Source organism: Streptomyces sp. NBC_01428, from assembly GCF_036231965.1.
Classification (GTDB): domain Bacteria; phylum Actinomycetota; class Actinomycetes; order Streptomycetales; family Streptomycetaceae; genus Streptomyces.
In genome coordinates this window covers 4,940,335-4,965,018 of record NZ_CP109499.1, presented here as the reverse complement: position 1 = coordinate 4,965,018, position 24,684 = coordinate 4,940,335, and the positions used below count along the sequence as shown (strand labels likewise).

At 70.3% G+C, this 24,684-nt stretch carries 22 protein-coding genes; 14 read left to right on the top strand and 8 right to left on the bottom strand.

From position 1 onward, the window contains the following. Positions 1-239: 239 nt before the first annotated feature. The 4 genes from pstS (at position 240) to pstB (ending at position 4,364) form a co-directional block, all read left to right on the top strand. Positions 240-1,370, top strand: coding sequence for a phosphate ABC transporter substrate-binding protein PstS (gene pstS, locus OG406_RS21545; RefSeq protein WP_266847806.1), 1,131 nt, complete (start codon positions 240-242; stop codon positions 1,368-1,370). A gap of 100 nt (positions 1,371-1,470) precedes the next feature. Further along, the gene (pstC, locus tag OG406_RS21540) at positions 1,471-2,478 is read left to right on the top strand and encodes a phosphate ABC transporter permease subunit PstC (RefSeq protein ID WP_164374172.1); all 1,008 of its coding nucleotides are present in this window, start codon (positions 1,471-1,473) and stop codon (positions 2,476-2,478) included. Next, on the top strand, positions 2,475-3,539 hold the full coding sequence (gene pstA, locus OG406_RS21535) for a phosphate ABC transporter permease PstA (protein ID WP_329187255.1): 1,065 nt from the start codon (positions 2,475-2,477) through the stop codon (positions 3,537-3,539). Before pstC ends, pstA begins: the two co-directional genes overlap by 4 nt. A 48-nt stretch (positions 3,540-3,587) precedes the next feature. Beyond that, the gene (gene pstB, locus OG406_RS21530) at positions 3,588-4,364 is read left to right on the top strand and encodes a phosphate ABC transporter ATP-binding protein PstB (RefSeq protein ID WP_164374170.1); all 777 of its coding nucleotides are present in this window, start codon (positions 3,588-3,590) and stop codon (positions 4,362-4,364) included. Between the two features lie 497 nt (positions 4,365-4,861). On the opposite strand, the gene OG406_RS21525 is transcribed toward pstB, so the two are convergent. After that, complete coding sequence (locus OG406_RS21525; protein WP_266847805.1) at positions 4,862-5,860, bottom strand: inorganic phosphate transporter; 999 nt, start codon at positions 5,858-5,860, stop codon at positions 4,862-4,864. 7 nt (positions 5,861-5,867) lie between these two features. Then, entirely contained in the window at positions 5,868-6,488 is a 621-nt protein-coding gene (locus OG406_RS21520; protein WP_081218155.1) for a DUF47 domain-containing protein, read from the bottom strand. Between the two features lie 305 nt (positions 6,489-6,793). Here OG406_RS21520 and OG406_RS21515 point away from each other — a divergent pair, with 305 nt between their 5' ends. Continuing rightward, complete coding sequence (locus OG406_RS21515; protein WP_267051239.1) at positions 6,794-7,150, top strand: metal-sensitive transcriptional regulator; 357 nt, start codon at positions 6,794-6,796, stop codon at positions 7,148-7,150. Between the two features lie 288 nt (positions 7,151-7,438). On the opposite strand, the gene OG406_RS21510 is transcribed toward OG406_RS21515, so the two are convergent. After that, positions 7,439-7,624, bottom strand: a complete 186-nt coding sequence (locus tag OG406_RS21510) for a hypothetical protein (RefSeq protein ID WP_081218157.1) — start codon at positions 7,622-7,624, stop codon at positions 7,439-7,441. Positions 7,625-7,757: 133 nt separating this feature from the next. Then, positions 7,758-8,588, bottom strand: a complete 831-nt coding sequence (locus OG406_RS21505) for a hypothetical protein (RefSeq protein ID WP_266614863.1) — start codon at positions 8,586-8,588, stop codon at positions 7,758-7,760. A gap of 118 nt (positions 8,589-8,706) precedes the next feature. Between OG406_RS21505 and OG406_RS21500 the strand changes: the two genes are divergently transcribed. Together OG406_RS21500 and OG406_RS21495 are read left to right on the top strand one after the other, a co-directional pair. Continuing rightward, positions 8,707-8,877, top strand: coding sequence for a hypothetical protein (locus OG406_RS21500; RefSeq protein WP_179165265.1), 171 nt, complete (start codon positions 8,707-8,709; stop codon positions 8,875-8,877). A 249-nt stretch (positions 8,878-9,126) separates the two neighbouring features. Next, positions 9,127-10,701, top strand: coding sequence for an FAD-binding oxidoreductase (locus tag OG406_RS21495; RefSeq protein ID WP_164374167.1), 1,575 nt, complete (start codon positions 9,127-9,129; stop codon positions 10,699-10,701). Positions 10,702-10,770: 69 nt separating this feature from the next. Here OG406_RS21495 and OG406_RS21490 read toward each other — a convergent pair whose 3' ends face one another. The 3 genes from OG406_RS21490 to OG406_RS21480 form a co-directional block, all read right to left on the bottom strand. Next, entirely contained in the window at positions 10,771-11,472 is a 702-nt protein-coding gene (locus OG406_RS21490) for a phosphatase PAP2 family protein (RefSeq protein ID WP_164374166.1), read from the bottom strand. A gap of 196 nt (positions 11,473-11,668) precedes the next feature. Further along, positions 11,669-12,676: a bifunctional lytic transglycosylase/C40 family peptidase gene (locus OG406_RS21485; protein WP_241539733.1), complete on the bottom strand. Its 1,008-nt coding sequence runs from the start codon at positions 12,674-12,676 to the stop codon at positions 11,669-11,671. Positions 12,677-12,795: 119 nt separating this feature from the next. Beyond that, positions 12,796-13,587 carry a trypsin-like peptidase domain-containing protein gene (locus OG406_RS21480; protein ID WP_329187248.1) on the bottom strand — a complete coding sequence of 264 codons (792 nt, stop codon included), beginning with the start codon at positions 13,585-13,587 and terminating at the stop codon, positions 12,796-12,798. A 295-nt stretch (positions 13,588-13,882) separates the two neighbouring features. Between OG406_RS21480 and OG406_RS21475 the strand changes: the two genes are divergently transcribed. The 7 genes from OG406_RS21475 (at position 13,883) to OG406_RS21445 (ending at position 21,964) form a co-directional block, all read left to right on the top strand. Continuing rightward, the gene (locus OG406_RS21475) at positions 13,883-14,143 is read left to right on the top strand and encodes a DUF397 domain-containing protein (RefSeq protein WP_266614878.1); all 261 of its coding nucleotides are present in this window, start codon (positions 13,883-13,885) and stop codon (positions 14,141-14,143) included. 420 nt (positions 14,144-14,563) lie between these two features. Next, positions 14,564-14,872: a hypothetical protein gene (locus OG406_RS21470; RefSeq protein WP_037622434.1), complete on the top strand. Its 309-nt coding sequence runs from the start codon at positions 14,564-14,566 to the stop codon at positions 14,870-14,872. A 209-nt stretch (positions 14,873-15,081) separates the two neighbouring features. Continuing rightward, positions 15,082-15,936 (top strand): hypothetical protein, encoded by an 855-nt coding sequence (locus OG406_RS21465; protein ID WP_266614880.1) that lies wholly within the window; start codon positions 15,082-15,084, stop codon positions 15,934-15,936. Then, positions 15,926-17,251 carry a hypothetical protein gene (locus OG406_RS21460; RefSeq protein WP_266614882.1) on the top strand — a complete coding sequence of 442 codons (1,326 nt, stop codon included), beginning with the start codon at positions 15,926-15,928 and terminating at the stop codon, positions 17,249-17,251. The genes OG406_RS21465 and OG406_RS21460 overlap by 11 nt, the downstream gene beginning before the upstream one ends. Then, positions 17,248-18,807: an SCO6880 family protein gene (locus tag OG406_RS21455; RefSeq protein WP_081218165.1), complete on the top strand. Its 1,560-nt coding sequence runs from the start codon at positions 17,248-17,250 to the stop codon at positions 18,805-18,807. The genes OG406_RS21460 and OG406_RS21455 overlap by 4 nt, the downstream gene beginning before the upstream one ends. 14 nt (positions 18,808-18,821) lie before the next feature. Next, positions 18,822-20,249 carry an ATP-binding protein gene (locus OG406_RS21450; RefSeq protein WP_081218166.1) on the top strand — a complete coding sequence of 476 codons (1,428 nt, stop codon included), beginning with the start codon at positions 18,822-18,824 and terminating at the stop codon, positions 20,247-20,249. A gap of 11 nt (positions 20,250-20,260) precedes the next feature. Further along, positions 20,261-21,964, top strand: coding sequence for a type IV secretory system conjugative DNA transfer family protein (locus tag OG406_RS21445; protein WP_329187244.1), 1,704 nt, complete (start codon positions 20,261-20,263; stop codon positions 21,962-21,964). 44 nt (positions 21,965-22,008) lie between these two features. Here OG406_RS21445 and OG406_RS21440 read toward each other — a convergent pair whose 3' ends face one another. Further along, positions 22,009-24,621, bottom strand: a complete 2,613-nt coding sequence (locus OG406_RS21440) for an NACHT domain-containing protein (protein WP_443067096.1) — start codon at positions 24,619-24,621, stop codon at positions 22,009-22,011. Positions 24,622-24,684 lie beyond the last annotated feature (63 nt).

The following is a 24,684-nucleotide window of genomic DNA, read 5'->3' as shown; positions in this document are numbered from 1 at the left end:
CCTGGGCCGGAATCCGGCCGTGTCCTCGACGTAAGCCTTCCGTGACCTCACCGCACCGCCCTCAGGGGTTCACCCCCCGTTCACTTATGGCCATCGGCGCCTTCACCTGATCTGCCTAATTTCGGCCTTACACGGTGCGAAGGAAGTCCGCGGACGTTCTCGCCGCATCGCTACAGACCGCATTACTCAGACTTCGCACGCCGCCACCAGACGGCGGCTCCTGGAAGGAACTCCCGAAAGTGAAGCTTCAGCGCATGAACCGGCGGGCCCTCACCCTCGGTGCTCTCGCCGTCTCCGGCGCCCTGGCCCTCACGGCGTGCGGCTCTGACGACACGGGCAAGAGCGACGCGGGCGGCAGCTCTGCGCCGACCGCGGCCGCGGGCTCCATCAAGTGCGACGACGCCAAGGGCCAGCTGCAGGCGTCCGGCTCCTCCGCGCAGAAGAACGCGATCGACGCCTGGGTCAAGGCCTACACGGCCGCCTGCAAGGGCGTTCAGATCAACTACAACCCGACGGGTTCGGGCGCCGGTGTCACGGCGTTCACCCAGGGCCAGACCGCGTTCGCCGGTTCGGACTCGGCTCTCAAGCCGGAAGAGGCCACGGCGGCCAAGAAGTCCTGTGACGGCAACAACGCGGTCGACCTGCCCATGGTCGGTGGCCCCATCGCCATCGGTTACAACCTCCCGGGTGTCGACAACCTCGTGCTGGACGCCTCGACGATCTCCAAGATCTTCGACGGCAAGATCAAGACGTGGGACGACGAGGCGATCGCCAAGCTGAACCCCGACGCCAAGCTCCCCAGCACCAAGATCCAGGCGTTCCACCGTTCGGACGAGTCCGGCACCACGGACAACTTCACCAAGTACCTCAAGGCCGTCGCCCCGTCGGACTGGAAGTACTCGGGCGGCAAGGCCTGGCAGGCGCAGGGCGGCCAGTCCGCTCAGGGTTCCTCCGGTCTCGCCCAGCAGGTGAAGCAGACCGCCGGCGCGATCTCGTACTTCGAGCTCTCCTACGCCGCCGACGGCATCAGCACCGTCGACCTCAAGACGGAGGCCGCCACCCCGGTCAAGGCCACCGTCGAGAACGCCACCAAGGCCATCTCCTCCGCCAAGGTCGCCGGCGTCGGCAACGACCTGGCCCTGGAGCTGAACTACAAGCCGACCGAGGAGGGCGCCTACCCGCTCACCCTGGTCACCTACGAGATCGTCTGCGAGAAGGGCAACAAGGCCGACACCCTGGCCGCCACGAAGTCCTTCCTCACCTACATCGCGAGCGAGGACGGCCAGAAGCAGCTCACCGCCGCCCAGTACGCGCCGATCCCCGACGAGATCATCACCAAGGTCCGCTCGACCGTCGCGAACCTGAGCTGACCCGAGTGTGCGGCCCGCCTCACCGAGGCGGGCCGCACCGTCCGGTGCACCGCCGCCTGGAGCCGCCACTCGACTCGGCTCCGCAGACCGGAGACTCCTGATGGACATATCGACACAGAACACCGAAGCACCTCCTCCCACCCCACCGCCTTCGACGATCGAGCAGAAGCGCGCGGCCCGTGGCGCCACCCGCCCCGGCGACCGTGTCTTCCTCGGTCTGTCCCGCGGGTCCGGCATCCTCCTCCTGGTGATCATGGCCGCCATCGCGGTCTTCCTCACCTACCGTGCCGCGATCGCGATCAGCAAGGACCACGCGAACTTCCTCACGACGTTCGAGTGGAACACCAACATCGAGCCGCCGGTCTTCGGCATCGCGGTGCTGGCCTTCGGCACGGTGGTCTCCGCGATCATCGCCATGGCCCTCGCGGTCCCGGTCGCCGTCGGCATCGCGCTGTTCATCACGCACTACGCGCCGCGCAAGCTCGGCGGACCCATCGCGTACGTGATCGACCTGCTCGCCGCCGTCCCGTCCATCGTCTACGGCCTCTGGGGCGCCCTCGTCCTGGTGCCGCACATGGGCGGCCTGTTCGGCTGGCTCGACCACTACTTCGGCTGGACCGGCATCTTCGAGTGGCAGGGCGGAGCGCCCCGCTCGATGCTCACCGTCGGTGTCCTGCTCGCCATCATGATCCTTCCGATCATCACCAACGTCAGCCGTGAGGTCTTCCGGCAGGCGCCGATGATGATCCAGGAGGCGGCGCTCGCCCTCGGCGCCACCCGCTGGGAGGTCATCCGCATGTCGGTGCTGCCCTTCGGCCGCTCCGGCGTGATCTCCGCCTCGATGCTCGGCCTCGGCCGCGCGCTCGGCGAGACGATGGCCGTCGCCACCGTCCTCTCCCCGACCTTCGACATCAACGCCAGCCTGCTCGACCCGGGCGGCGGCACGTTCGCCCAGAACATCGCGAGCAAGTTCAGCGAGGCCACCCCGTTCGGCCAGGACGCCCTGATCGCCTCCGGTCTGGTCCTGTTCGTCATCACCCTGGTGGTCAACGGCGCGGCGCGCGTGATCATCAACCGCCGCAAGGAGTACTCGGGGGCCAACGCATGAGCAACGCACCCGTCACCGCACGCCACGCGAGCACGCTGCGCGGCGGAACCCTCCCGAAGTGGTCCCCGTGGGCCATCGCGGTCGGCTCCGTGGTCGTCGCCGTCGGGATCGGCCTCGGCGCCGGCCTCGACAGCAAGGTCCAGTGGGGCCTGATCGCCGCGATCCTCTTCGTCCTCGGCACGTACGGCGTCGCCGCCCGCGTCGAGGGCCGCCGTCAGGCCAAGGACCGCGTCGCCACCAGCCTGGTCTGGGTCTGCTTCATCGTCGCCGTCATCCCGCTGGCCTCCCTGATCTGGGAGACGGTCAAGCGCGGCGTGAAGGTCTTCGACGTCTACTTCCTGACGCACTCCATGGGGGTGGTCGCCGACACCGAGACCGGTGGCGGCATCTACCACGCGATCATCGGCACCCTGGAGCAGGTCGCCATCGCGAGCCTGATCGCGGTGCCCGTGGGCGTGCTGACCGCGATCTACCTCGTCGAGTACGGACGCGGCAAGCTCGCCAAGGCCGTCACCTTCTTCGTCGACGTCATGACGGGCGTCCCGTCGATCGTCGCCGGTCTGTTCATCCTCAGCTTCTGGATCCTGATCCTGGACATGGGCTACTCCGGCTTCGCCGGTTCGCTGGCCCTCGCGATCCTGATGATGCCCGTGGTGGTCCGTTCCACCGAGGAGATGCTGAAGCTCGTCCCGAACGAGCTGCGCGAGGCCTCCCTCGCCCTCGGCATCCCGAAGTGGCGCACCATCATCAAGGTGGTCCTGCCGACCTCCATCGGCGGAATCACGACGGGTGTGATGCTCGCCGTCGCGCGCATCACCGGTGAGACGGCCCCCGTACTGCTCCTGGTGTGGGGTACGAACTTCATCAACACCGACCCGTTCTCGGGCCCGCAGGCCTCGCTGCCGCTGTACATCTACCAGCAGTACGCGAACAGCGCCGGCTCCGGTGCTGCCTACGACCGGGCCTGGGCGGCGGCACTCGCCCTCATCGCCTTCGTCATGATCCTCAACATGGGGGCGCGAGCCATCGCGCGATGGAAAGCCCCCAAGGCGGGCCGCTGACGCGGCCATCAGCGACCCGAATCCTTTCGAAAGAAGCAGTGAACTGACATGGCCAAGCGAATCGACGTAAGCGGTCTGACCGCCTACTACAGCGCCCACAAGGCGATCGAAGACATCTCCATGACGGTCGAGCCCCGCTCGGTGACGGCCTTCATCGGCCCCTCCGGCTGCGGCAAGTCGACCTTCCTGCGCACCCTGAACCGCATGCACGAGGTCACCCCCGGTGGCCGCGTCGAGGGCAAGGTGCTGCTGGACGACGAGGACCTGTACGGCAGCTCGATCGACCCGGTCGCCGTGCGCCGCACCATCGGCATGGTGTTCCAGCGTCCCAACCCCTTCCCCACGATGTCGATCTTCGACAACGTGGCGGCGGGCCTGAAGCTCAACGGCTCCTACAAGAAGTCGGAGCTGAGCGACGTCGTCGAGAAGTCCCTCAAGGGCGCGAACCTCTGGAACGAGGTCAAGGACCGGCTGAACAAGCCCGGCTCCGGTCTCTCCGGCGGCCAGCAGCAGCGCCTGTGCATCGCGCGGGCGATCGCGGTGGAGCCGCAGGTCCTCCTCATGGACGAGCCCTGCTCGGCCCTGGACCCGATCTCCACCCTCGCCATCGAGGACCTCATCGGCGAGCTGAAGGAGCGCTTCACGATCGTCATCGTGACGCACAACATGCAGCAGGCCGCCCGCGTCTCCGACCGCACGGCGTTCTTCAACCTGTCCGCGGTCGGCCAGCCCGGCCGCCTCATCGAGATAGACGACACGGAGCGGATCTTCTCCAACCCGTCCGTCCAGGCCACGGAGGACTACATCTCCGGTCGCTTCGGCTAGACCGGACCTCCTCCTCGAACCCCTCGCGGTGCTGCATGGCGGTGCCACCGCGAGGACGAAAAGGGCCCGCCCCTGGCTCCCGGGGGCGGGCCCACTCGTTTACGTATCGGCCCGTCCGGACCATGAGCCTTCAACTCGGCCACGCAGGAAATCTTCAGCCCGTCCGGCACTTGAGGACAAGGCCCGGTCAGCCCGTCCGGCGCTTGAGGACAAGGCCGTCCAGGCGGAACCGGGTCCCGGAACACAGCCCTCGCCTCAGCCCGTCCGGCCCTTGAGGACAAAGCCACCGTCCAGGCGGAACCGGGTCCCGGAACACAGCCCTCGCTTCAGCCTGTCCGGCGCTTGAGGACGAGGCCGTCCAGGCCGAAGGGGGGTCCGGGGGCGCAGCCCTCGGGGACGGGAAGGGAAGGGGCGGAGGGGGCGAAACAAAAGATCCGGCCCCCCGGAGGAAACCCTCCGGACGACCGGACCCTGGAAGAACGGGAACGCAAAGCCCGCTAGAGAACCGCGACGTTCACGATCCAGAAGCTCAGCGCGGCCACGAGCGCCGCCGCCGGCATGGTGATGAACCAGCCGAGGACGATGTTCTTGGCGACACCCCACCGCACGGCCTTCACCCGCTTCGTAGCCCCCACACCCATGATCGCGGACGTGATGACATGCGTCGTGGAGATCGGCGCCTTGAAGATGTAGGCGGTGGCGAACATGATCGATGCACCGGTCGTCTCCGCGGCGAACCCCTGCGGCGGATCGAGCTCGATGATCTTCCGCCCGAGCGTCCGCATGATGCGCCAGCCACCGGCGTACGTCCCCAGCGACAGCATCATCGCGCAGACGAGCTTCACCCAGACCGGGATCGGGTCGCCGGGACCCTGCACATCGGCGATGACCAGCGCCATCACGACGATGCCCATCGTCTTCTGGGCGTCCTGAAGACCGTGTCCGAGCGCCATGCCGGCCGCCGAGACGGTCTGCGCGATACGGAAGCCGCGCTTGGCCTTGTGCGGGTTGGCGCGCCGGAACAGCCACATGATCGCGGCCATCACCAGATAGCCGACGAGCAGACCGACCACGGGCGAGAGGAACATCGGAATGATGATCTTGTCGAGCACGCCGTTCCAGTAGACCGTCGTGCCGCCGGCCAGAGCCGCGCCGACCATGCCGCCGAACAGGGCGTGCGAGGACGACGAGGGCAGGCCGAAGTACCAGGTGACCAGGTTCCAGGTGATCGCGCCGATGAGAGCGGCGAAGAGGATACCCATCCCCTTCGAGCCCTCCGGCGTCTCGATCAGCCCCTCACTGACGGTCTTGGCGACCCCGCTGCCGAGGAAGGCACCGGCGAGGTTCATCACCGCGGCCATGGCGAGCGCGGCCCGGGGCGTCAGGGCACGCGTGGACACGGACGTGGCGATGGCGTTCGCCGAGTCGTGAAAACCGTTCGTGTACGTGAATCCGAGCGCGACCCCGATGGTCACGATCAAAGCAAAGGTGTCCATGAACGGGTCAGGACTCCTTGACGGCGATGGTCTCCACCGTGTTCGCCACGTGCTCGAACGCGTCGGCCGCTTCCTCCAGCACGTCCACGATCTGCTTGAGCTTCAGCACCTCGATGGCGTCGTACTTGCCGTTGAAGAGGTGGGCCAGCAGCTTGCGGTGGATCTGGTCGGCCTGGTTCTCCAGACGGTTGACCTCGATCCAGTACTCGGTGAGGTTGTCCATGGTCCGCAGGTTCGGCATGGCCTCCGCGGTCAGCTCCGCGGCCCGCGCCAGCACCTCGATCTGCTGCTCGACACCCTTGGGCAGCTCCTCGACCTGGTACAGGACGACCAGGTCGACGGCCTCCTCCATGAAGTCCATGATGTCGTCGAGGCAGGACGCCAGGTTGTAGATGTCCTCGCGGTCGAACGGCGTGATGAACGAGGAGTTCAGCTGGTGGAAGATCGCGTGTGTCGCATCGTCACCGGCGTGTTCGGCGGCCCGCATACGCTCTGCGATCTCGGCCCGGGCGGAGGTGTCCGCGCCGAGCAGTTCCATCAGGAGTTTCGAGCCCGTGACGATGTTGTCCGCGGATGCGGAGAACATGTCGTAGAAGCTCGTCTCCCTGGGGGTCAGACGAAAGCGCACGTTGGGGTCCTCGGGGTGCTTCGGTTCGGTCAGGCTGATGCTAGGCGCATCATCCGGCCACGGCTAATGGGCCGTCCCCCAGTGTCGCCCATCGGGCAGAGTGATCAGCACAGGGTCCGGTACCGGCTTCTGGCAAGGGCCCTATACCCGGCAAAGTTCGATACCATATACCCACCAGGGGTATACGTACAGGGCTTAACAGACGAGATTCGGCCAGGCTTTCCGGCCGGATCACGACCGGCATCCGGGACAGTCCCCGGGCAGGCCCCTGACAAAACCGCCGAGCGGACCACCAGGAGGACGCGATGACGAGCACCGAGGCCGGCGCGACCGCGCCCTCCGGCGGAGAACACGAGGTCGTGACCGATCACGACCGCGGGATCCACGGCTACCACCAGCAGAAAGACGAGCACCTGAAGCGGCTGCGCCGGATCGAGGGGCAGATCCGCGGGCTCCAGCGGATGGTCGACGAGGACGTCTACTGCATCGACATACTCACCCAGGTCTCCGCCTCCACGAAGGCCCTGCAGTCCTTCGCCCTCCAGCTCCTGGAGGAGCACCTGCGGCACTGCGTCGCGGACGCGGCCCTCAAGGGCGGCGACGAGATCGACGCCAAGGTCGAAGAAGCGACGAAGGCGATCGGCCGCCTGCTCCGCACCTGAGAGATGTGACGCACGCGACGCGGGGGACGTATGTGACATCCCCGACTCATGTGACGTTCCGGACCCGGACCGGGACGCAGAGTCGACGCGACACCAGGCCCCGCGTCCCGAACGCCGTGCGACAGGACGGGACGCCGAGCGCCCGAACCGGAGCTCCGCACGCCGGGAGGTCGAGTGCCTGGACCGGACCTCCGGAGGGCGGGACTCCGAGCACCTGAACCGGAACTCCGGACCGAACGGACGGAACAGGACGCCTGCTCCGCGGCGCCGCGCCCTCACAGCCGGGCGCTAGTCCCCCGTGCCGCGCGGACGGGCGCGTTCTTCGGCCACTTTCAGCACCTCGTCGATGCTCTCCAGGCTGAGCCGGTCCTCGTCGGCGGCCGAGGCCGCGATGATCAGGTCACCGCACAACTCGATCTCGGCGAGGGCCACGTGGTCCTGAACTGCCGTACCGCCGACCGGAGCCACGTGCATCACCTCTTCCTGCCGTCACCGACTTCCTAGAGTAGGGAGCGGCCTACACACCGCGCATGGCACGGAAGGGCCATTTCCGGCCCTCCGGTGAAACTACGGCTCCGGATGCTCTTGCCCATTCCGCCGGAACCCACTACTCCGCGATCTTCCCGGCGTAGATGTCCGCGGAGTCGGGCAGCCGTACGTCCGCTGCGGCGCCGAAGTCGTACAGCAGGGTCGTCGAGGCGACGTCGACGGTGCCCTTCTTCTGGTCGTTGACGAAACTGAACCGGTGCCGGACCTTGCGCAGCCGCCCCTGGTCGTCGAGGTAGGCGTCGAACGGCACGGCGGTGGTGGCGAACCCTTTCGCCGCCGCGTTCAGCGCGGGCCGCTGCCCGGTGGACGCACCCCGCGCGGCCACCAGCAGATCGGCGGTCCCGCGGTAGTGCCGCACCGAGGTGCCGGCCACCTCGGTCCGGCCCACGTACGTGGCCGTCCGCGCGCCGCGCAGCAGCTCGGCCGCGGCGTACGGGTCGGTGGCCCCGCCGGTGACCAGGTTCCCGTCCGAGAGACCGGCGGTGTCCACCCGGACCCACTTGTCGGCGGGCACACCGGCGCCCCGGTTCTTCATGAACAGCGCACCCGGGGCGAGCAGCTCGGTGATCGGCCGGTGCTCGTCGGCCCCGGCGGGGTCCTCGGGCAGCAGCACCTTCAGCCGACCGGTCTGCTTCCTGAAGTCGTAGACGCCCTGTCCGCGAATGGTGACCCGGGTGCCGCCGGTCGCCATCTCCATGGACGTGGTGGCCTTGGCGCTGCCCGCGCGTTCCAGCGCGCCGGCCGCCTGGCGCAGCGTCCCCACGGTGTCGGCGCCGGTGCCGACGTCCTCGGCGGCGGCCCCGCCGCCCGAGCACCCGGTTCCGCAGACCACGAGTCCCGCCATGACGAGCGCCATCGCGGTCGCCCGTCCCTCCTGCTGCGCCACCATCGTCCGCCGACCCCCAGCCGGTCCGTCCCGGGCCTCCCTGTCCTCCCGCTTAACGACGGGTGGGGGCGGTCGTCACGCGGCAGGAGTCCGTTCACTTGCCTTGGGTAACGTTGTCGGTGTGGAGCAGCAGGACATCACCGACCCGGTATCAGAGCACCGCGCGACCACCGTCGAGCAAGGTCCCTTCTGTCTGGCCCGCTGCACCTGCGGCTGGCGGGGCCCGGCCCGCCGCGCGAGAAGCCAGGCCCGCGCGGACGGCGCGGCCCACGCGACGGGCGACACCCCCTGAGGAACGCGACGCCCCCTGAGGAACACTCGTCCGCCCCTCCCCCGTCTCCCTCTCCCCCACCGGCCTCCTCTCCCTCCTCTCCATCCCCTCCCTTTCCGCCTTTCGCTCCCCCTTCGTGACCACCCCGCCGTTCCCCTCACGGTGCGCGCGTGCTGGGATGCGGGAGCTGTAGCGGTTTCGCGACGTTCGGACGTGGAACCTGCGGGCCCGGGGGCCCGTCTCGTTCCACGGAACCCAGGGGAGGCGCACATGCAACGGCGTACGTTCATCGGCGGCACCACAGCCGTCCTCGCGGCGGCGGCGACGTCCGCGTGCAACGGCACGGACAGCGGCGGTGCTTCAGGTGCCTCCGGCACGGCGGGGAACAGCGCGGCGGACGCCTCCGGCATACGCTCGGCGACCGCGAGCACGCGCGCGGCCGCCAACTGGACAGCCCTCTCCCATTCCCTGGACGGTGCCCTCGTGCGCCCGGGCGACCGCAGCTGGTCGGCCGCGCACCAGCTGTACAACACGCGCTTCGACGGCCTGAAGCCCGCCGCCGTCGCCTACGTCGCGCACGCCGGCGACATACGCACGACGATGGACTACGCCCGCGCCCACGGGGTCAAGGTGTCGATACGCAACGGCGGCCACTCGTACGCCGGTTGGTCCTCCGGAGACGGCCGCCTGATCATCGACGTCTCCAAGCTGAACAAGATCCGCGCCTCGGCGAACGAGGCCGTCGTCGGGGCCGGCTCGAAGCTGATCGACGTCTACCGGACGCTGGCCGCGAAGGGCGTCACGATCCCCGCGGGCTCCTGCCCCACCGTGGGCGTCTCCGGTCTGACGCTGGGCGGCGGCCACGGCGTGGTGTCACGGGCGTACGGACTGACCTGCGACAGCCTCACGCAGGCGACGCTGATCACCGCCGACGGCAAGCAGCTGACCGCCGACTCCTCCGCGAACAAGGACCTGTTCTGGGCGCTGCGCGGCGCGGGCAACGGCAACTTCGGCGTCGTGACCGAACTGCGCTTCAAGACCCACCCGGCGCCGCAGGGCGTCTCCGCGTACATGACCTGGCCGTGGGCGAAGGCCGCCGCCGTGGTGAAGGCCTGGCAGGAATGGGGCCCGGACCAGCCGGACGAGATCTGGTCGTCGTGCCATCTCGCGAGCGCCTCCGGCGGCAGCCCGACCGTCTCGGTCGCCGCCTTCTCCCTCGGCACCTACGGCGAGCTCCAGAACGCCGTGGACAAACTGGCCGACCGCATCGGCTCCCCCGCGCGCAGCGTCTCCCTCAAGCGGCGTTCGTACGAGGAGTCGATGGAGGTGTACGCGGGCTGCTCGTCGTTCTCGGCGGACGCCCAGTGCCATCTGCCGGGCTCGACGCCGGGCCGCGACACGCAGGGCGCCCTCGGACGCGAGACGTACGCGGCCCGTTCGGACTTCTTCGACCGGTCGATCTCCGCGGCCGGCATCCAGACGCTGCTGAGCCAGATCTCCGCGGTCCGCGGCGGGGCGGGCAGCATCGCGCTCACGGCGCTCGGCGGCGCGGTCAACCGGGTGTCGCCCACGGCGACGGCGTTCGTGCACCGCCGCTCCCGGATGCTCGCGCAGTACATCGTGTCGTGGCAGGCGGGCACGTCCGGCACCACCGCCCAGTCCTGGCTGACCGGCGCGCACCACGCGATGGCCCGGCACGCCTCGGGCGCGGCCTACCAGAACTACACGGACGCGACCCTGACGGACTGGCGCAAGGCCTACTACGGGGACGCGGCGACCCGCCTCAAGACGCTGAAGCACCGTTACGACCCGGACCGCTTCTTCTCGTTCCCGCAGGCGCTGTAGTCCGCCGCCGTGACGGGCGCCCCGGCAGCGGGCGCCGCCCGTCACCGCCGCGGGCACCCGCTCGCACGCTCAGGCCGCGAGGTCCCGCTCCTCGGAGTGCTCGGTGCGCGCCCCGGGGATGAGCGTCTCCTGCCCGGCGGGAGCGCCGTTCCGCGCGCGGATCAGCCGTCCCGCGCGCGGGGACCGCTCCACGGCCTTCATGACCGGGGTCAGCAGGGCCATGGCGAGCGGCGACAGCAACAGGGCGACCGCGGTGCCGAGGGCGAAGCCGCCGATGACGTCCGTCGGGTAGTGCACTCCCATGTAGACGCGGCAGAAGCCTTCGAGCAGGGCGAGCCCTATGCCGGCGAGGCCGAACTTGCGGTTCGCGACGAAGAGTCCGACGCCCATCGCCATGGTGAGCGTCGCGTGGTCGCTGACGAAGGAGAAGTCGGTCTTGCCGCCGATGAGGACGTCGAGGCCCTGGTGGTCGACGAAGGGGCGCGGCCGCTCCACGAAACCCCGTATCGGAACGTTCACCAGGACGGCGATGCCGGCCGCGAGCGGGGCCCAGACGAGGGCGGCCACGGAGGACGCGGCGTCGGTGCCGCCCCGCCGCCGGACGGTCCACCAGCACCCGACGACCAGGAGGACCATCGCGAGCAGGAGACCCCACTCACCGACGAACTCCATACCGCGGTCGAACCAGTGCGGCGCGTCCTTGGCCAGGCCATTGATGTCGTACAGCAGGTCGACGTCGGGGTTCGAACCGGATTCGGCGAGTCCAGCCATGGTGCTGCGGCCCCTTCGTCGTCTTTCCCACGGTCGCGCCTTTTCGCGCGCCGCTCGATCCACCCCCGTGGTCGTAGAACAGGTTCTCTACGTGGAATAGGAACGCACAGTTCCCTGCGGTGGGTTCCGCACTCCACGGAACGATCACGCAGACGTTATCGAAGAGAGACACATCGCCGCAGCTCAGGGGGTGGGTTCAGATCGAAGTGGGCAATGCTTTCGCGCCATCTTCCGTCACTCGGGTGGCCCCGAAGTAGTCGGGGGTGTCGATGGGGTCGAAGCGGATGACGGCACCTGTGCGGGGCGCGTCGATCATGTATCCGCCGCCCACGTAGATCCCCACGTGCCGGATGGCGCGGGAGTTGGTGAGGTCGTCGGAGAAGAACACCAGGTCGCCCGGCAGGAGTTCGGACCTCTTGGGGTGCGCTCCCGCGTTGTACTGGTCGTTGGCGACCCGCGGCAGGGTGATCCCGGCGCTCTCGTAGGAGGCCTGGGTGAGACCCGAGCAGTCGAAGCGTCCGCCCTGGTCAGCGGTGCCGGTGCCACCCCACAGGTAGGGCGTGCCGAGCTTCTTCTGCGCGTAGGTGATGGCGGTCGCGGCCTGCTTCGACGGGTCCACGCGGGTCACCGGAGCGGCGAAGCTCTTCGACAGCGTGGTGATCGTCTTCACGTAGTTCTGGGTCTCTTTGTACGGCGGTACGCCCTTGTACTTGATGACCGCGTACGCGCCCGCGTTGTAGGCGGCGAGCATGTTCTCGGTGACGTTTCCGGGCGCGTTCTTCACGTACGAGGCGAGCTGGCAGTCGTACGAGGCCGCCGACGGAATCGCGTCATTCGGGTCCCAGACGTCGCGGTCACCGTCGCCGTCACCGTCCACTCCGTGCGTGGCCCAGGTCCCCGGGATGAATTGCGCTATCCCTTCGGCCTTCGCGGGACTCTTCGCGTTCGGATTGAATCCGCTCTCCTGATACAGCTGGGCGGCCAGCAGCGCGGGATTGATCGCTCCGCAGAGATTGCCCCACTTCTGCACGAGGGGCTGGTACGCGGCGGGCACGGCGCCCTTGGCGAGTCCGACGGCGCCGCCGCCGATGCCGTTGGCGAGGTTCCCGGCGACCATGTAGACGCCGACGACGAGCAGCATCACGAAGCTGATCCCCGCGCCGATGGCAACGGTCGCCACGATCCACGCCTTACGCACCGTCAACCGCCCCTCACCGCACAGGAGTCCGCCGACGTCAGTGTAGAGGCGGGCTCCGCGCGCGGGGGAGATCGCGCACAGGCGGGAGGCGAGGTTCCGCCGGACAGTCCCTAACCGGCCAGTCCCTAGCCGGCCAGTCCGGCCTCGCGGTAGAGGTCGGCGGCCTCGGTGCCGAACACGGCGCTGTACGAGATGTCGTCGGTCTTCCCGCCCTGCTCGTGGCCGCCGATCACGCCGACGACGGCGCCGTCCCCGTTCACCCAGGGGCTGCCGCTGGTCCCGCCGGCGAAGTCGGGGCACGCGACGCGCTGCTGCGTGCGGCTCTGCGCGGTGGGCTTGTCGGTGCAGGTGATGGCGGTGTCCGCGGAGCTGGGGTATCCGGTGACGGTGACCGCGGTGGCTCCGGTGGCGCGGTGCGCGGCGAAGGCGTTGGCGCCGCCGACGGCGTCCTCGGCCTTCTTGCCGTCCCGCTCGCCGAGGACGGCGAACGCGATGTCGCTGTCCTCCCTGTCCTCGGCTCGCCCGTTCTTCCACCCGTCGGGCAGGAACACGCGCCGGACGTCCCAGAACCCGTACGGCGCGGTGCCGTCCCGGTAGCCGGGCGCGAAGGACATCGCCCGGCCCCCGTCCAGGCAGTGGGCCGCGGTGATGAGGAGGTCGTGTCCCGCGCTGTGCACGACGGAGGCGGTGCAGAAGTGCCCGCCGCCGCCCTTGCTCGCCGCGTCCCCGTGGAACAGGGCGCCGATGCGGGCCGTGCGGGCGTTCGCGGCGGCCTGGACGGTCACGCCGAACGGTCCCGGCCCGTCGTCGGCCACCGCCACCGACGAGGACGTCACGGCCAGCAGCACGACCGCCGCGCCGAGCAGCGCGGGCCGCCGCCTGGCTCCGGGGAAAGGGGTGACGCGGGTGCGCTTCATCGCCTCTCACCTTGCCCCGAGCGGGTGAGCGAAACCTTGGACGAGTCCGAGTATCGCCCGAGACCTCCGGCGCCGCCCGTCCAGACCCCGCGGGCCCTGCGGGGCCCGGGCCCGGCAGGGCGGCCGGCCGGGTGACAGCCCTCTTCCGGACAGCCCCGGGCGAGCTGCCGTCCACGCGCCACGAGGGCCGTGGGCCGGGGATACGGTGGCCGCGGAAGTCTCCGATCACGGACCCGGGGTCCGGACGCGGCGAGGCAGAGGCCTGCTTCCACCTGGCCGGAGAGGAACACCACCGTTGACCGACATCCCCCCGGGCCTCGACTGGGTGCGGGCCGCGCCGGACGGCGTGACCGGACCCGGCCCCTGGATCGAGCTCGCCTTCGGCACGGACGGCCTGGTCCACCTCCGGGAGACCGGCGACCCGGAGAACGTCGTCACCACCACGCGCAGGAAATGGGACGCGTTCGTCCTGGGTGTCCGGGCGGGCGAGTTCGACCACTTCGTGGCGGGCGCCCACGACGAGCGGCCCCCGGCTCCCTCAGACGACCGCCCCTGAGCCGAGGTGCCTCGGTCCGCCCTTGCGGAAGCCCCACGCGCGTACCCCCGCGCCCGCACGGGGGGATAGCCTGGAGGCGACGGACCGTCATGAGCGGTACGGGGGCGCCGTGTCGGCCGGCAGCGGTCCGCGCGAGCGCCGTAGAAGGGGACAACGACGGAACCACACGACAGGTTTCGCTCCCACTTCATTGCCCGGCGTGACCGGCCGTGATACACAGAGTGACCATACGACTCTACGTATACCGCCGTACGCCTCCCGAAAGGGTCCCCGCGCACGCCGGTGACAAGGGATTCGTGCGAAATCCGCCAACCAATGACGTCAAGTCGACATACGAAGGCGTCTTTGTCGGCGAGAATGGGCCCGACCTCTGCGCAGTGGCAGGGGGTGCAGAACTACCCACTAGGGGCGGTGACTTACATGCTTTTCGCAGCCGACAAGGGCGACATCAACACGATCATCGGCGGGATCGCCCCGGACTGGGGCCCCTTCGGCAGCCTGGGCAACGAAGCCAAGGTGATGGTCGAGGTGGTGATGGCGGTCGCCATCCTGCTGTGCCTCGGCATCGCGATCTGGGGAGCGGCCAAGCAGCGCATCGGCGCGACCGCCCTCCGCGACACCTTCAGCGCCGAACAGGGCAAGGGCCTCATCATCGCCGGGCTCACGGGAGTCTTCATCATCGGTTCCCTCGGCACGCTCTTCACCATCGTGTACGGCATGGCCGTGTAGCCCGGCCGGACCGCGCCGCAGCCGGCGCACCGTCAGTCCCCGGCCGGGCGTGCCCGGACACCCCGTCCTCCGACCCACCCGTCCGTCGTGCCCACCGGCTGAGGTTGCGTTTCCCTGATGTCGAGTCACCACACCGCGCCCGCGCGGGAACCAGCACGGCTACCGTCGTACTACGTGGTTCAGCGAGAGGTTGAGGGGGCGTACGCGGCATGAGTCTCGGAGACGAACCCGGGTACGGCGACGCCTCGCGCGGCGAGGACGGAGGGTACGGCGGCTCCGGCCAGACCCGCACCCGCCTCCCCGACCGCCCGGGCGACGTCTACGGCGGCGCGCGCCGGGGCCGCGGATCCTCCTCCCGGAGCCTGATCACGGTCGTCGGCGTCGTCGTCCTCCTCATCGCCGCGATCGCCTTCGCGAACCGCGGCGACGACTCGCCCTCGTCGGGCGACACGGGCGGCGACAAGGCGAAGACGTCCCCGACGGCCGCCTCGGGCGACCACCCCGTGGACACCAGATCCGCAGGCATCCCCTCGGGCTTCCCCCACACGGGGGAGGGCGCGCAGAGCGCGGCCACCAACTACGGGATCGCGCTGGGCTCGACGGGGATGTTCGACACCGGACAGCGGCACGCGATCGTCGACGCCGTGTACGCGCCCGACGTGGCCGCCGCACGGCAGCCCGACCTGGACGCGGCGTACTCCAGTGAGAAGTTCCTGACCAACATCGGTCTGGACAAGAGCGGGGCCGCACCGGCAGGTCAGACGTTCGTCTCGCGGATCATCCCCGTGGGCACCAAACTCACCGCGTCCGGCGGTGACACGGCCACCGTCGAGCTCTGGTACACGTCGCTGTTCGGACTGACCGGAGAAGGATCCACCAACCCGGTGTCCGAGAGCTGGTACACGACGACCTACCAGCTCAAGTGGGTGGGCGGCGACTGGAAGGTCGCCGACTTCACCCAGAAGGACGGGCCGGTCCCGGTCGGTCGGGACCAGAAGGCCTCCACCGCCGACGACATGACCAAGGCTGTCGAGGAGTACGGAGGGTTCACGTATGCCCGCTAACAAGCCGCGTCGTGCCCTCTCGCTCGCTGCCGCGGTGGCGGCCGTGCAGTCGGCCGCCGTCCTGCTGGCCACCAACGCCATGGCGGCCCCCACCCCGACTCCCAGCAGCAACGCGTGCGATCTCGTGCGCGGCCCCGCCAAGAAGTACTGCGAGAGCGACAAGGGCGGCGGCAAGACCGGCCTCACCAGTGACCCCGGGGGGCTCGGGTCGACCCTCGACCCCCTGTCCTCCCTGGCGAAGGGCTGCGCCGACGCCGCCTCCTGGACCGTCGACAAACTCTCCTCCGCCGTGAACGACACCGCCAACGTCGACTTCACGAACCCCAAGTTCCTCCAGCAGTACGCCGTCGTCTTCGCGGCGTCCACGATCCTGACCCTGCTGCTGTGGCTGCTGGCCGTGGCGAAGCGGGCCGTCCGGGGTGTCCCCCTCGGCACGGCCCTGTCCGAGGCGATCGGGTTCCTCTGGCTGACCGTGCTGGCCTCGGCGTTCACCCCGTTGATCCTCTACACGGTCGTCTCGGCGACGGACGGCGTGACGGAGGTGCTCGCCAAGACCACCGGGAACCAGACGGACGCGTTCTTCGGGACGTTCTCCGGCGCGCTCGGCAAGGGCGAGAACATCGGCGGCGGCCCGATCATGCTGATCGTCGTCTCGCTGGTCTCGATCCTGGCCGCCGGCGTCCTCTGGCTGGAGCTGGTGATCCGGGCAGCCCTGCTCTACGTCGGCGCCCTGCTGGGCACCGTCGTCTACGCGGGCCTCGTCGACAAGAACCTGTGGGGCCACGTCCGCCGCTGGGCGGGCATCATGATCGCGGTGATCCTGGTGAAGCCGGTCATCGTGATCGTGCTCGGCCTCGCCGGCGCCCTCAGCTCCGACAGCGGCCCCGACGCCTTCTCCGCGGTCGTCTCCGGCCTCGCCATCATCCTGCTCGCCATCTTCGCCAGCGCGATGATCTACCGCTTCGTACCGGGCTTCGGCGACGAACTCGCCGGATCCCGCAACAACCGCATCATGCAGGGCGCCGAAGGCAAGGCAGCCGCCGTCATCAGCTCCCCGGCCACCATGGTCGCGCAGGGCATCAAGACGCACAGCACCCGCGCGGACAACAACGGCGGCGGAGGCGGGAGCAGCCAGCCCCGCCCCGCCAACCCCGCGTCCGGTGGTGTGGCCGCGCACAGCAGTCGTACGCCGAACGGAGGCGGCGGATCTGTCCCCTCCGCCGCACCCCCACCGCGTAGCAGCCCGGTCAACACCCCGCACGCGAGCAACACCCGCAACAGCAGCACCAACAGCACGGGAGGTGAAGGGCGTTGACGACCGAGTCCCACGTGTCCCACGTGGTCACGCCCCGCCGTACATATCTGATCGGCCGCGCCCGGCCGAACGCGATCGTCGGCCGCAACCGCGAGTCCGGCGAGATCGCGCTCATCATCGCGGGCGCGTTCCTCGGCATGATGTGCGGCCTGATCGTCCCGGTCCTGTCCCTGCGGATCGTGCTGCTCATGGGCTTCCCGCTGCTCGCGCTGGCCGCGGTGTACGTCCCGTACAAGCGCCGCACGTTCTACAAGTGGTTCGAGATCAACCGCAGCTACAAGCGGAGCCTGCGCAAGGGCACCGCGTACCGCAGCCAGGTGATGGAGGCCGGAGTCCGCATCGACGGCAAGGAGGTCGAGATCGGCCCGCCGCCCGGCATCGGCCGGATCTCCTGGCTCGCCGCCCCCTTCGGCCCCGACGAGATCGCCGTGCTGCTGCACGCCGACCGGCGCACCGTCACGGCCGCCATCGAGATCGAGGGACCCGGCGTCGGCCTGCGCGACAGCGAGGACCAGGAGGCCCTCGTCGACCGCTTCGGCACGCTGCTCAAGCACGTGGCGAACGGCGACGGCTTCGTCACCCGCCTCCAGATGCTCGCCCGCACCCTCCCCGCCGACCCGGACGCCCACGCCAAGGACGTCTCGGTCCGCGGTGACGAGCGCGCCCCGGGCTGGCTCCAGCAGTCCTACGACCAGCTCCAGTCGATGGTGTCCACCAGCAGCGAGCAGCACCGCGCCTACCTCGTCGCGTGCATGCACTACTCGCGCGAACTGGCCTCCGAGGCGCAGGCCATGGCGCGCGCCGCCCGGCCGCAGGGCGGACGCAAGCTCGACCGGGACGCCGGACTCGCCGTCGTCATGGCGCGCGAGCTGACCGACATCTGCTCCCGGCTCCAGGAAGCCGACATCCGCGTACGGCAGCCGCTCGGTCAGGGGCGGCTCGCCTCCCTGGTGCACTCGATGTACGACCCGGACCACCCGATCGACCACATCCAGGCCATGACCAAGCGCAACGCCTGGCCGGCCGAGCTGGACGCCATGGAACCGACGTACCTCCAGGCGAAGACCCGCGAGTCCTCCACCCGCGCGCCCTGGTGCCACTCCACGGCCTGGGTGAAGGAGTGGCCGATGACCCCCGTGGGGGTCAACTTCCTCGCCCCGCTGCTCGTCCACACCCCGGACGTCATCCGCACGGTCTCCGTGACGATGGACCTCGAACCGACCGAGATCGCCATCGAACGCATGCTGACCGAGAAGACGAACGACGACGCCGAGACCAGCCGCGCCGCCAAGATGAACCGCACCGTCGACCCCCGCGACATCGCCTCGCACAACCGGCTCGACCAGCGCGGCGAGGACCTCGCGAGCGGCGCCGCGGGCGTCAACCTCGTCGGCTACATCACGGTGTCCTCGCGCAACCCCGAGGCGCTCGCGCGCGACAAGCGCACCATCCGCGCCTCGGCCGGCAAGTCGTACCTGAAGCTGGAGTGGTGCGACCGCGAGCACCACCGCGCCTTCGTCAACACACTGCCGTTCGCCACCGGAATCCGCAGGTAGGGGCTGATGCACTGATGCGGGATCCGCTGTCCATCGCTACCGACGCCTTCACGTCCTTCCTCTTCGGAAAGGTCGAGACGACCCGGCTCCCCGTCCGCACCTCCACGGGACAGGCCCAGGCCGTCTACCTCCCCACGGCCGCGCCCGGCCTCGGTGACTCGGGCGTCATCATCGGCCGCGAGGTGTACTCCGGGAAGGGCTACATCTACGACCCCTTCCAGCTGTACGGGCAGCAGCTCCCCGCCCCGCACTGGCTGGTCCTCGGCGAGTCCGGCAACGGCAAGTCGGCCCTGGAGAAGACCTACGTCCTGCGCCAGCTGCGCTTCCGCGACCGCCAGGTCGTCGTCCTCGACGCCCAGGGCGAGGACGGCGTCGGCGAGTGGAACCTCATCGCGGAGGAGCTGGGGATAACCCCCATCCGGCTCGACCCGACGGCCGCCCTCGACATGGGCATCCGGCTCAACCCGCTCGACCCCGCGATCACGACGACGGGCCAGCTCGCCCTGCTGCGCACCATCGTCGAGGTCGCCATGGGCCACGGCCTCGACGAACGCTCCGGCTTCGCCCTGAAGGTCGCGCACGCCTACGTCAACGAGACGGTCGTCGAGCGCCAGCCCGTCCTCACCGACATCGTGGAGATGCTGCGCCACCCCGAACCGGAGTCGGCCGAGGCGATGAACGTCGCCATAGACGACGTTCGGGCCTGGGGTCTGGACGTCGCCCTCGTCCTCGACCGGCTCGTCGACGGTGACCTGCGGGGCATGTTCGACGGTCCGACGACGGTGGGCATCGACCTGGACGCCCCCCTGATCGTCTTCGACCTGTCGCACATCGACCGGAACTCCATCGCCATGCCGATCCTGATGGCGATCGTCGGCGTGTGGCTGGAGCACACCTGGATCCGGCCCGACCGCAAGAAGCGCATCTTCCTGGTGGAGGAGGCGTGGCACATCATCAACAGCCCCTTCGTGGCCCAGCTCTTCCAGCGGCTGCTGAAGTTCGGGCGGCGCCTCGGCCTGTCCTTCGTGGCGGTGGTCCACCACCTCTCCGACGTCGTCGACGGAGCGGCGGCGAAGGAGGCCGCGGCGATCCTGAAGATGGCGTCGACCAGAACGATCTACGCCCAGAAGGCCGACGAGGCACGGGCGACGGGCCGGGTCCTCGGCCTGCCACGGTGGGCGGTCGAGATCATCCCGACGCTCACTCCGGGCATCGCGGTCTGGGACGTCAACGGCAACGTCCAGGTGGTCAAGCACCTCATCACCGAGACGGAGCGCCCCCTGGTCTTCACCGACCGGGCCATGACCGAGTCCTCGGCCGACCTCCTCCTCTCCGACGACGCGATGCGCGCCGCCGAACTGGAGGCGGAGGAACGGGCGGCGGCCTTCATGGAGCAGCACCTCAGCGACATCGACGACTCCTCCGAGTCCACGGTGGCGTGAGGCGGCCTGCGATGAGACCGGACGACCGGAACGGCCCCCGGCGCGAGGGGGAGGGCGGCATCCCCGACGGCCTGCTGATCGGGGTGCTCGGCTTCCTCCTCGGCATGACCCTGATGGTGTGGACGGCGACGGGCCTCGCGGGCCTGTTCGCCCGCGGTGCCTGGCCGGACGCGGTCACCTTTCCGCGGACGCCCCTGGCCATGCGGCATCTGATCGGCGCGCCGCACGACCTGCCGGGCGCCTGGCCCGACACCCCCGCCGCGCAGCTGTCCGGCTACGGGCTCTTCTGGGGCCTGTTCATCGGCCAGTTGATGGTCCTGCTGGTCCTCACCGTGTTCGTGATGGGGACGGTGGCCCGGTGGCGTGCGGGCCGGGCCCGAAGACGTGCCGAAGCGGTGGCGTCCGCCGGTGCGATCGGCCCGGTGGTGCCGTCGGCCAGGGCCGAGCAGCAGGCGTGGGCGGAGCAGCAGCCCCCGGCGACCGCGCAGTATCCCGGCCCCGCACAGCCGACATCCGCTACGCAGCCGCCGGTGACGGCTCCCACGGCCTCCCTGGCCGCCGAGGACGCCCCGACGGCGGATCGGTCCGGGCGACGGACGGGCACCGCCCAGGCGGGCGTACAGACAGACGCACAGCCGGCCGGGCGGGCACCTGCCGCCCCGGGTGCGGACGCGGGCGCGGGAGCCGCCACGGCGGCCACGATGTGGGCGGGCGGCCGGGAGGTGGCGCCCACCGACGGCACGGCCCCCCTCACCACGACACCGGCCCAGCCTAAGCAGGCCTGGGAGAACACCCACGCGGTGGTCCTGGGCGCGGCCGAGGCCCGCCGCCCCACCGCCACCCAGGCCGTGCGCGACGCCGAGGGTCCCGCGCTCGTCGTCACCTCCGACCCGCGCATCTGGTCGGAGACCAAAGACGCCCGCGCCAAGCTGGGCCCCGTCCTCCTCTACGACCCCACCCACCTGTGCGACACCCCGGCCCGCATGCACTGGTCCCCCGCGGCCGGCTGCCAGGACAGGGAGACGGCCGCTGCCCGCGCGAGCGCCCTCCTCGCCGGCGTGCGCCCCACCGCCAAGGTCGACCAGGCGATGGCCGACGTCGCCGAAACGCTCCTGCGCAGCTATCTGCACGCCGCGGCCGTCGAGGGCAAGGCCTTCCGCCACGTGCATCGGTGGGCCCAGGGCACCCAGGTCCAGGACGCCGTACGGGCCCTGCGGACGAACCCCAAGGCCGCGTCCGGCGCCGCCGGCGAACTGGAGGCCGCACTCACCTCGCACCCCGAACGCCGGGACATCGCCCAGGAGTTGACGGCACGGGCCCTTTCCTCGCTCGGCACGGTCAACATCCGGGAATCCTGCGCCCCGAACCGAACTGACAGCCTCACCCTGGATTCTTTCGTGGACGAAGGGGGCACGCTCTATGTGGTCGGTGAACCGATCGAGGACCCCAAGGCGCACCCCGGCGCCATGCCGCTCCTGACGGCCCTCACCTCAAGCGTGGTCGAGCGTGGCCGGCGCATGGCCGAACGGTCATCCTCCGGTCGGCTCGACCCACCACTCACGCTCGTCCTGGACGACGTGGCGGCGGTGGCCCCGCTCCCCCAGCTCCCCGACCTCCTCACCACGGGCCCGGCCCGCGGCCTCCCGACCCTGGCCCTCCTCCGCTCGCGTGAACAACTCCGCTCGCGGTGGCCGTCGTACGAGCTGCCGGACTGACCGGCCGAGAACCGCTCCCCGCCCCGTCCATCACCCGCCACCCGTCACCCATCGAGCGTCAGCCGCACCACCCGGACCCGGCCGTCGGCACCGCGCACGGGATCGGCGTCCACGTCGACGGAGACCTCCCCCAGCGCGGCGCGCACACCGGCCACCATGCCCTCGGGAAGCGTCAGTTCACGGACGCGGTGCACCGCGAGGTAGGAGGCCAGAGCGGCCACGGACACACCGGCCCTCACGTCCATGCTCTCCGGCACCCGCCCGAGTCGCCGCAGGTGACCGAGCTGCTCGTCGGTGCGGACGGTGTGGATGAGGCCCTCCGGATCCAGCCGCCCGATGACCTCGTCGGCGTACCGCGCGCTGTCGAAGCGGGACCAGGCCCACATGAGCTGGGCACGGACCCGGACGAAGGGGTGCCCGGTGAAGCGGGCGAGGAAGGCGACCGCCGCGTCCGAGGCGATGTGCGAGGCCGCGATGACCGTGCGGTACGCGGCCATGTCGTCGTCGAGGTCCCCGGGCCCGGGCAACAGGTGCAGGATCAACGGCCCGACATCGGCCAGTGCCCGCGCCTCCTCCTCGTTCCCCGGAGGGACGAGGGCCGCGGTCGCCCGCTCCACGGCCTCCCGCACGGACGGAGCGAGCGACGTGGCGTGCTCGAGGCAGGCCGCCGCGAGCAGGTGGATCCGCGCCCGTACCCGCTGGTCCGGTGCATGTTCCCCCCGCGCCAACAGCTCCCGGAAGATCGCCTCGCGCTCCCGGGGGCGGGCGAGCGCGACGGCCATGCGGATCACGTCCTCCCACTGGTCGTCGTCCGCGTGCTCGACCAGCAGCCCGAAGTCGCCCTCCTCGACGGCGGCCCGCGCACCGAGGAAGTCCTGGAAGGTCCGGTGGACGAAATCCACGGTGCCGGGCGCGGGTTCGCGCACCAGGCCGCTGCGCTGGACGAAGTGGTCGAGGACGGCCGGCGCCCCGCCCAGCTCCGCGACCTCGGGGATCGCCGGCAGCACCCGGGCCACGATGGCCTCCGCCCGTGAACGGTCCATCTCGGTACGGCCGTTCTTGATGAGCCAGTAGGCGAGGAGTTGGAGCACCGCCAGCTGCGGCTCCTCGCGGAGCGCGGGAAGCGCCATGTCCCGCTCCCGGTCGCGGCGGCTGAGCAGCATCGACAGAGCGGCCTCGTACAGGTCCTTGCGGCCGTGGGGCAGGGAGCCGCGCCGGTCATGGTGGAGGGCACAGATCAAGCCGCACATCAGCGGGTTGGTGGCGAGCCGCCCCAGGTCCGGCTGCGTCCGCACGGCCGTACGGAGCTGTGCCGTGTACCGGTCCAGCTCGCCCCCGTCGTCCGAACCCGCGCCGGCCGCCGCGTGCCACCGCCCGATGAAGGCCGCGACGTCGGCCGGTCCCATGGCGGAGAGCGTCACCTCGCGGAACCCGTCCTCGACCAGCCAGTCGTGGCCTACGGCGGAGGGCCTGGACGTGACCAGCCAGCGGTTCTCCCCGTCGTACGTCTCCATCAGGTCCCGCAGCCAGCCGCGGGTCCGTTCCCGCTCGGGCTCGGGGACCTCGTCGATCCCGTCGACGAGGATCAACCCGCGTCCGGCGAGGAGCACCCGGTCCTCCCATCCGTCCGGCTGCCCGCCGGCCAACGGGCAGCCGGTCGCGGCGAGCAGGTCACGGGGGTTGGGCAGCCGCAGGCCGTGGCGTGTGAGGGTACGGAGCGGCAGGACGAAGGGCACCCGGCCGTCGAGGTGGTCCAGCCGCCCGGTCGACCCCCCGCGGGCGGCGGTGACGGCCAGCCACTGCACGAGCGTGCTCTTCCCGGAACCCGCCTCACCGCGCAGCAGCACCCGACGGTCGGCGTCGAGGACCTGGTCGGCGGGTTCGGTCCCGTCGGCGAGCGCCCGCTGATAGGCCTGCCCGGTCTCCCCCCGGGGCGCCGGACTCGGCACCCGACGGGTCGTCTCCAGGTTCAGGTACGCCACATCCAGCGGCCACCGCGTGGGCGAGCTGCTCAGGTCGATCCCGTGGATGGTGAGCTTCCCGTGCTTCTTGCGCAGATGCTCCAGATACCGCTGCTCGAAGGCGGCGTCCTCGCCGCCCGGCAGGGGGCTGCGCCGGACCAACTCGTCCACCTTGGAGATGAGTTCGTCGAGGCCCCGGGCCTGCTCCACCAGAGCGTGCGCGACGAACGTCGACCGCTGCGTGAAGAACTGCAGGATGTGCAGACAGGCGGTGTCGACCAGCCGCTCGTAGAAGTACGTCGCCGCGGAACTCAGACGGCGCTCGGGACGGTCACCGGCCCGCCGCAGCTCCCGCGCGAACTCCTGGTGCCCCAGCCGTACGGCGTCGAGGTCGGTGAGGGTGAGGTCACCGAGTGCGTGGAGCGTGGCGCCGAGCGCGTCGACGACGGCCTGTTCCTCGGCGTCCGCGATGGCCCGTTCGCCGCTCCGCAGCCCCTGCCGGACCAGCTTCGCCGCGAGTTCACGGACGTCCGCCTCGGTGAGGGAGCGCTTCTCCCCGGTGAAGGAGACATACCCGGAGATACGGATCGGCCGGTCGACGAGCCCGGCACCGGGTCCTTCGGTGACGAACAGTCTCTTCACGAGAGGGCCCACGGCGGCCGAGGCCAACCTCGTTCCGACAGCGGCGAGTTCCACGTCTGCTCCCCCGGGACGGCTGCGATCCTCCCCGGGAATCCTAGGCCGCCGCGCCGGATACCG

What these genes read in the sequence shown, in the direction of transcription:
- pstC (WP_164374172.1), top strand. Translation starts at nt 1,471, where the DNA reads ATGGACATATCGACACAGAACACCGAAGCACCTCCTCCCACCCCACCG.
- pstA (WP_329187255.1), top strand. Translation starts at nt 2,475, where the DNA reads ATGAGCAACGCACCCGTCACCGCACGCCACGCGAGCACGCTGCGCGGC.
- pstB (WP_164374170.1), top strand. Translation starts at nt 3,588, where the DNA reads ATGGCCAAGCGAATCGACGTAAGCGGTCTGACCGCCTACTACAGCGCC.
- OG406_RS21525 (WP_266847805.1), bottom strand. Translation starts at nt 5,860, where the DNA reads ATGGACACCTTTGCTTTGATCGTGACCATCGGGGTCGCGCTCGGATTC.
- OG406_RS21515 (WP_267051239.1), top strand. Translation starts at nt 6,794, where the DNA reads ATGACGAGCACCGAGGCCGGCGCGACCGCGCCCTCCGGCGGAGAACAC.
- OG406_RS21510 (WP_081218157.1), bottom strand. Translation starts at nt 7,624, where the DNA reads ATGCACGTGGCTCCGGTCGGCGGTACGGCAGTTCAGGACCACGTGGCC.
- OG406_RS21505 (WP_266614863.1), bottom strand. Translation starts at nt 8,588, where the DNA reads ATGGTGGCGCAGCAGGAGGGACGGGCGACCGCGATGGCGCTCGTCATG.
- OG406_RS21495 (WP_164374167.1), top strand. Translation starts at nt 9,127, where the DNA reads ATGCAACGGCGTACGTTCATCGGCGGCACCACAGCCGTCCTCGCGGCG.
- OG406_RS21490 (WP_164374166.1), bottom strand. Translation starts at nt 11,472, where the DNA reads ATGGCTGGACTCGCCGAATCCGGTTCGAACCCCGACGTCGACCTGCTG.
- OG406_RS21480 (WP_329187248.1), bottom strand. Translation starts at nt 13,587, where the DNA reads ATGAAGCGCACCCGCGTCACCCCTTTCCCCGGAGCCAGGCGGCGGCCC.
- OG406_RS21470 (WP_037622434.1), top strand. Translation starts at nt 14,564, where the DNA reads ATGCTTTTCGCAGCCGACAAGGGCGACATCAACACGATCATCGGCGGG.
- OG406_RS21465 (WP_266614880.1), top strand. Translation starts at nt 15,082, where the DNA reads ATGAGTCTCGGAGACGAACCCGGGTACGGCGACGCCTCGCGCGGCGAG.
- OG406_RS21460 (WP_266614882.1), top strand. Translation starts at nt 15,926, where the DNA reads ATGCCCGCTAACAAGCCGCGTCGTGCCCTCTCGCTCGCTGCCGCGGTG.
- OG406_RS21450 (WP_081218166.1), top strand. Translation starts at nt 18,822, where the DNA reads ATGCGGGATCCGCTGTCCATCGCTACCGACGCCTTCACGTCCTTCCTC.
- OG406_RS21445 (WP_329187244.1), top strand. Translation starts at nt 20,261, where the DNA reads ATGAGACCGGACGACCGGAACGGCCCCCGGCGCGAGGGGGAGGGCGGC.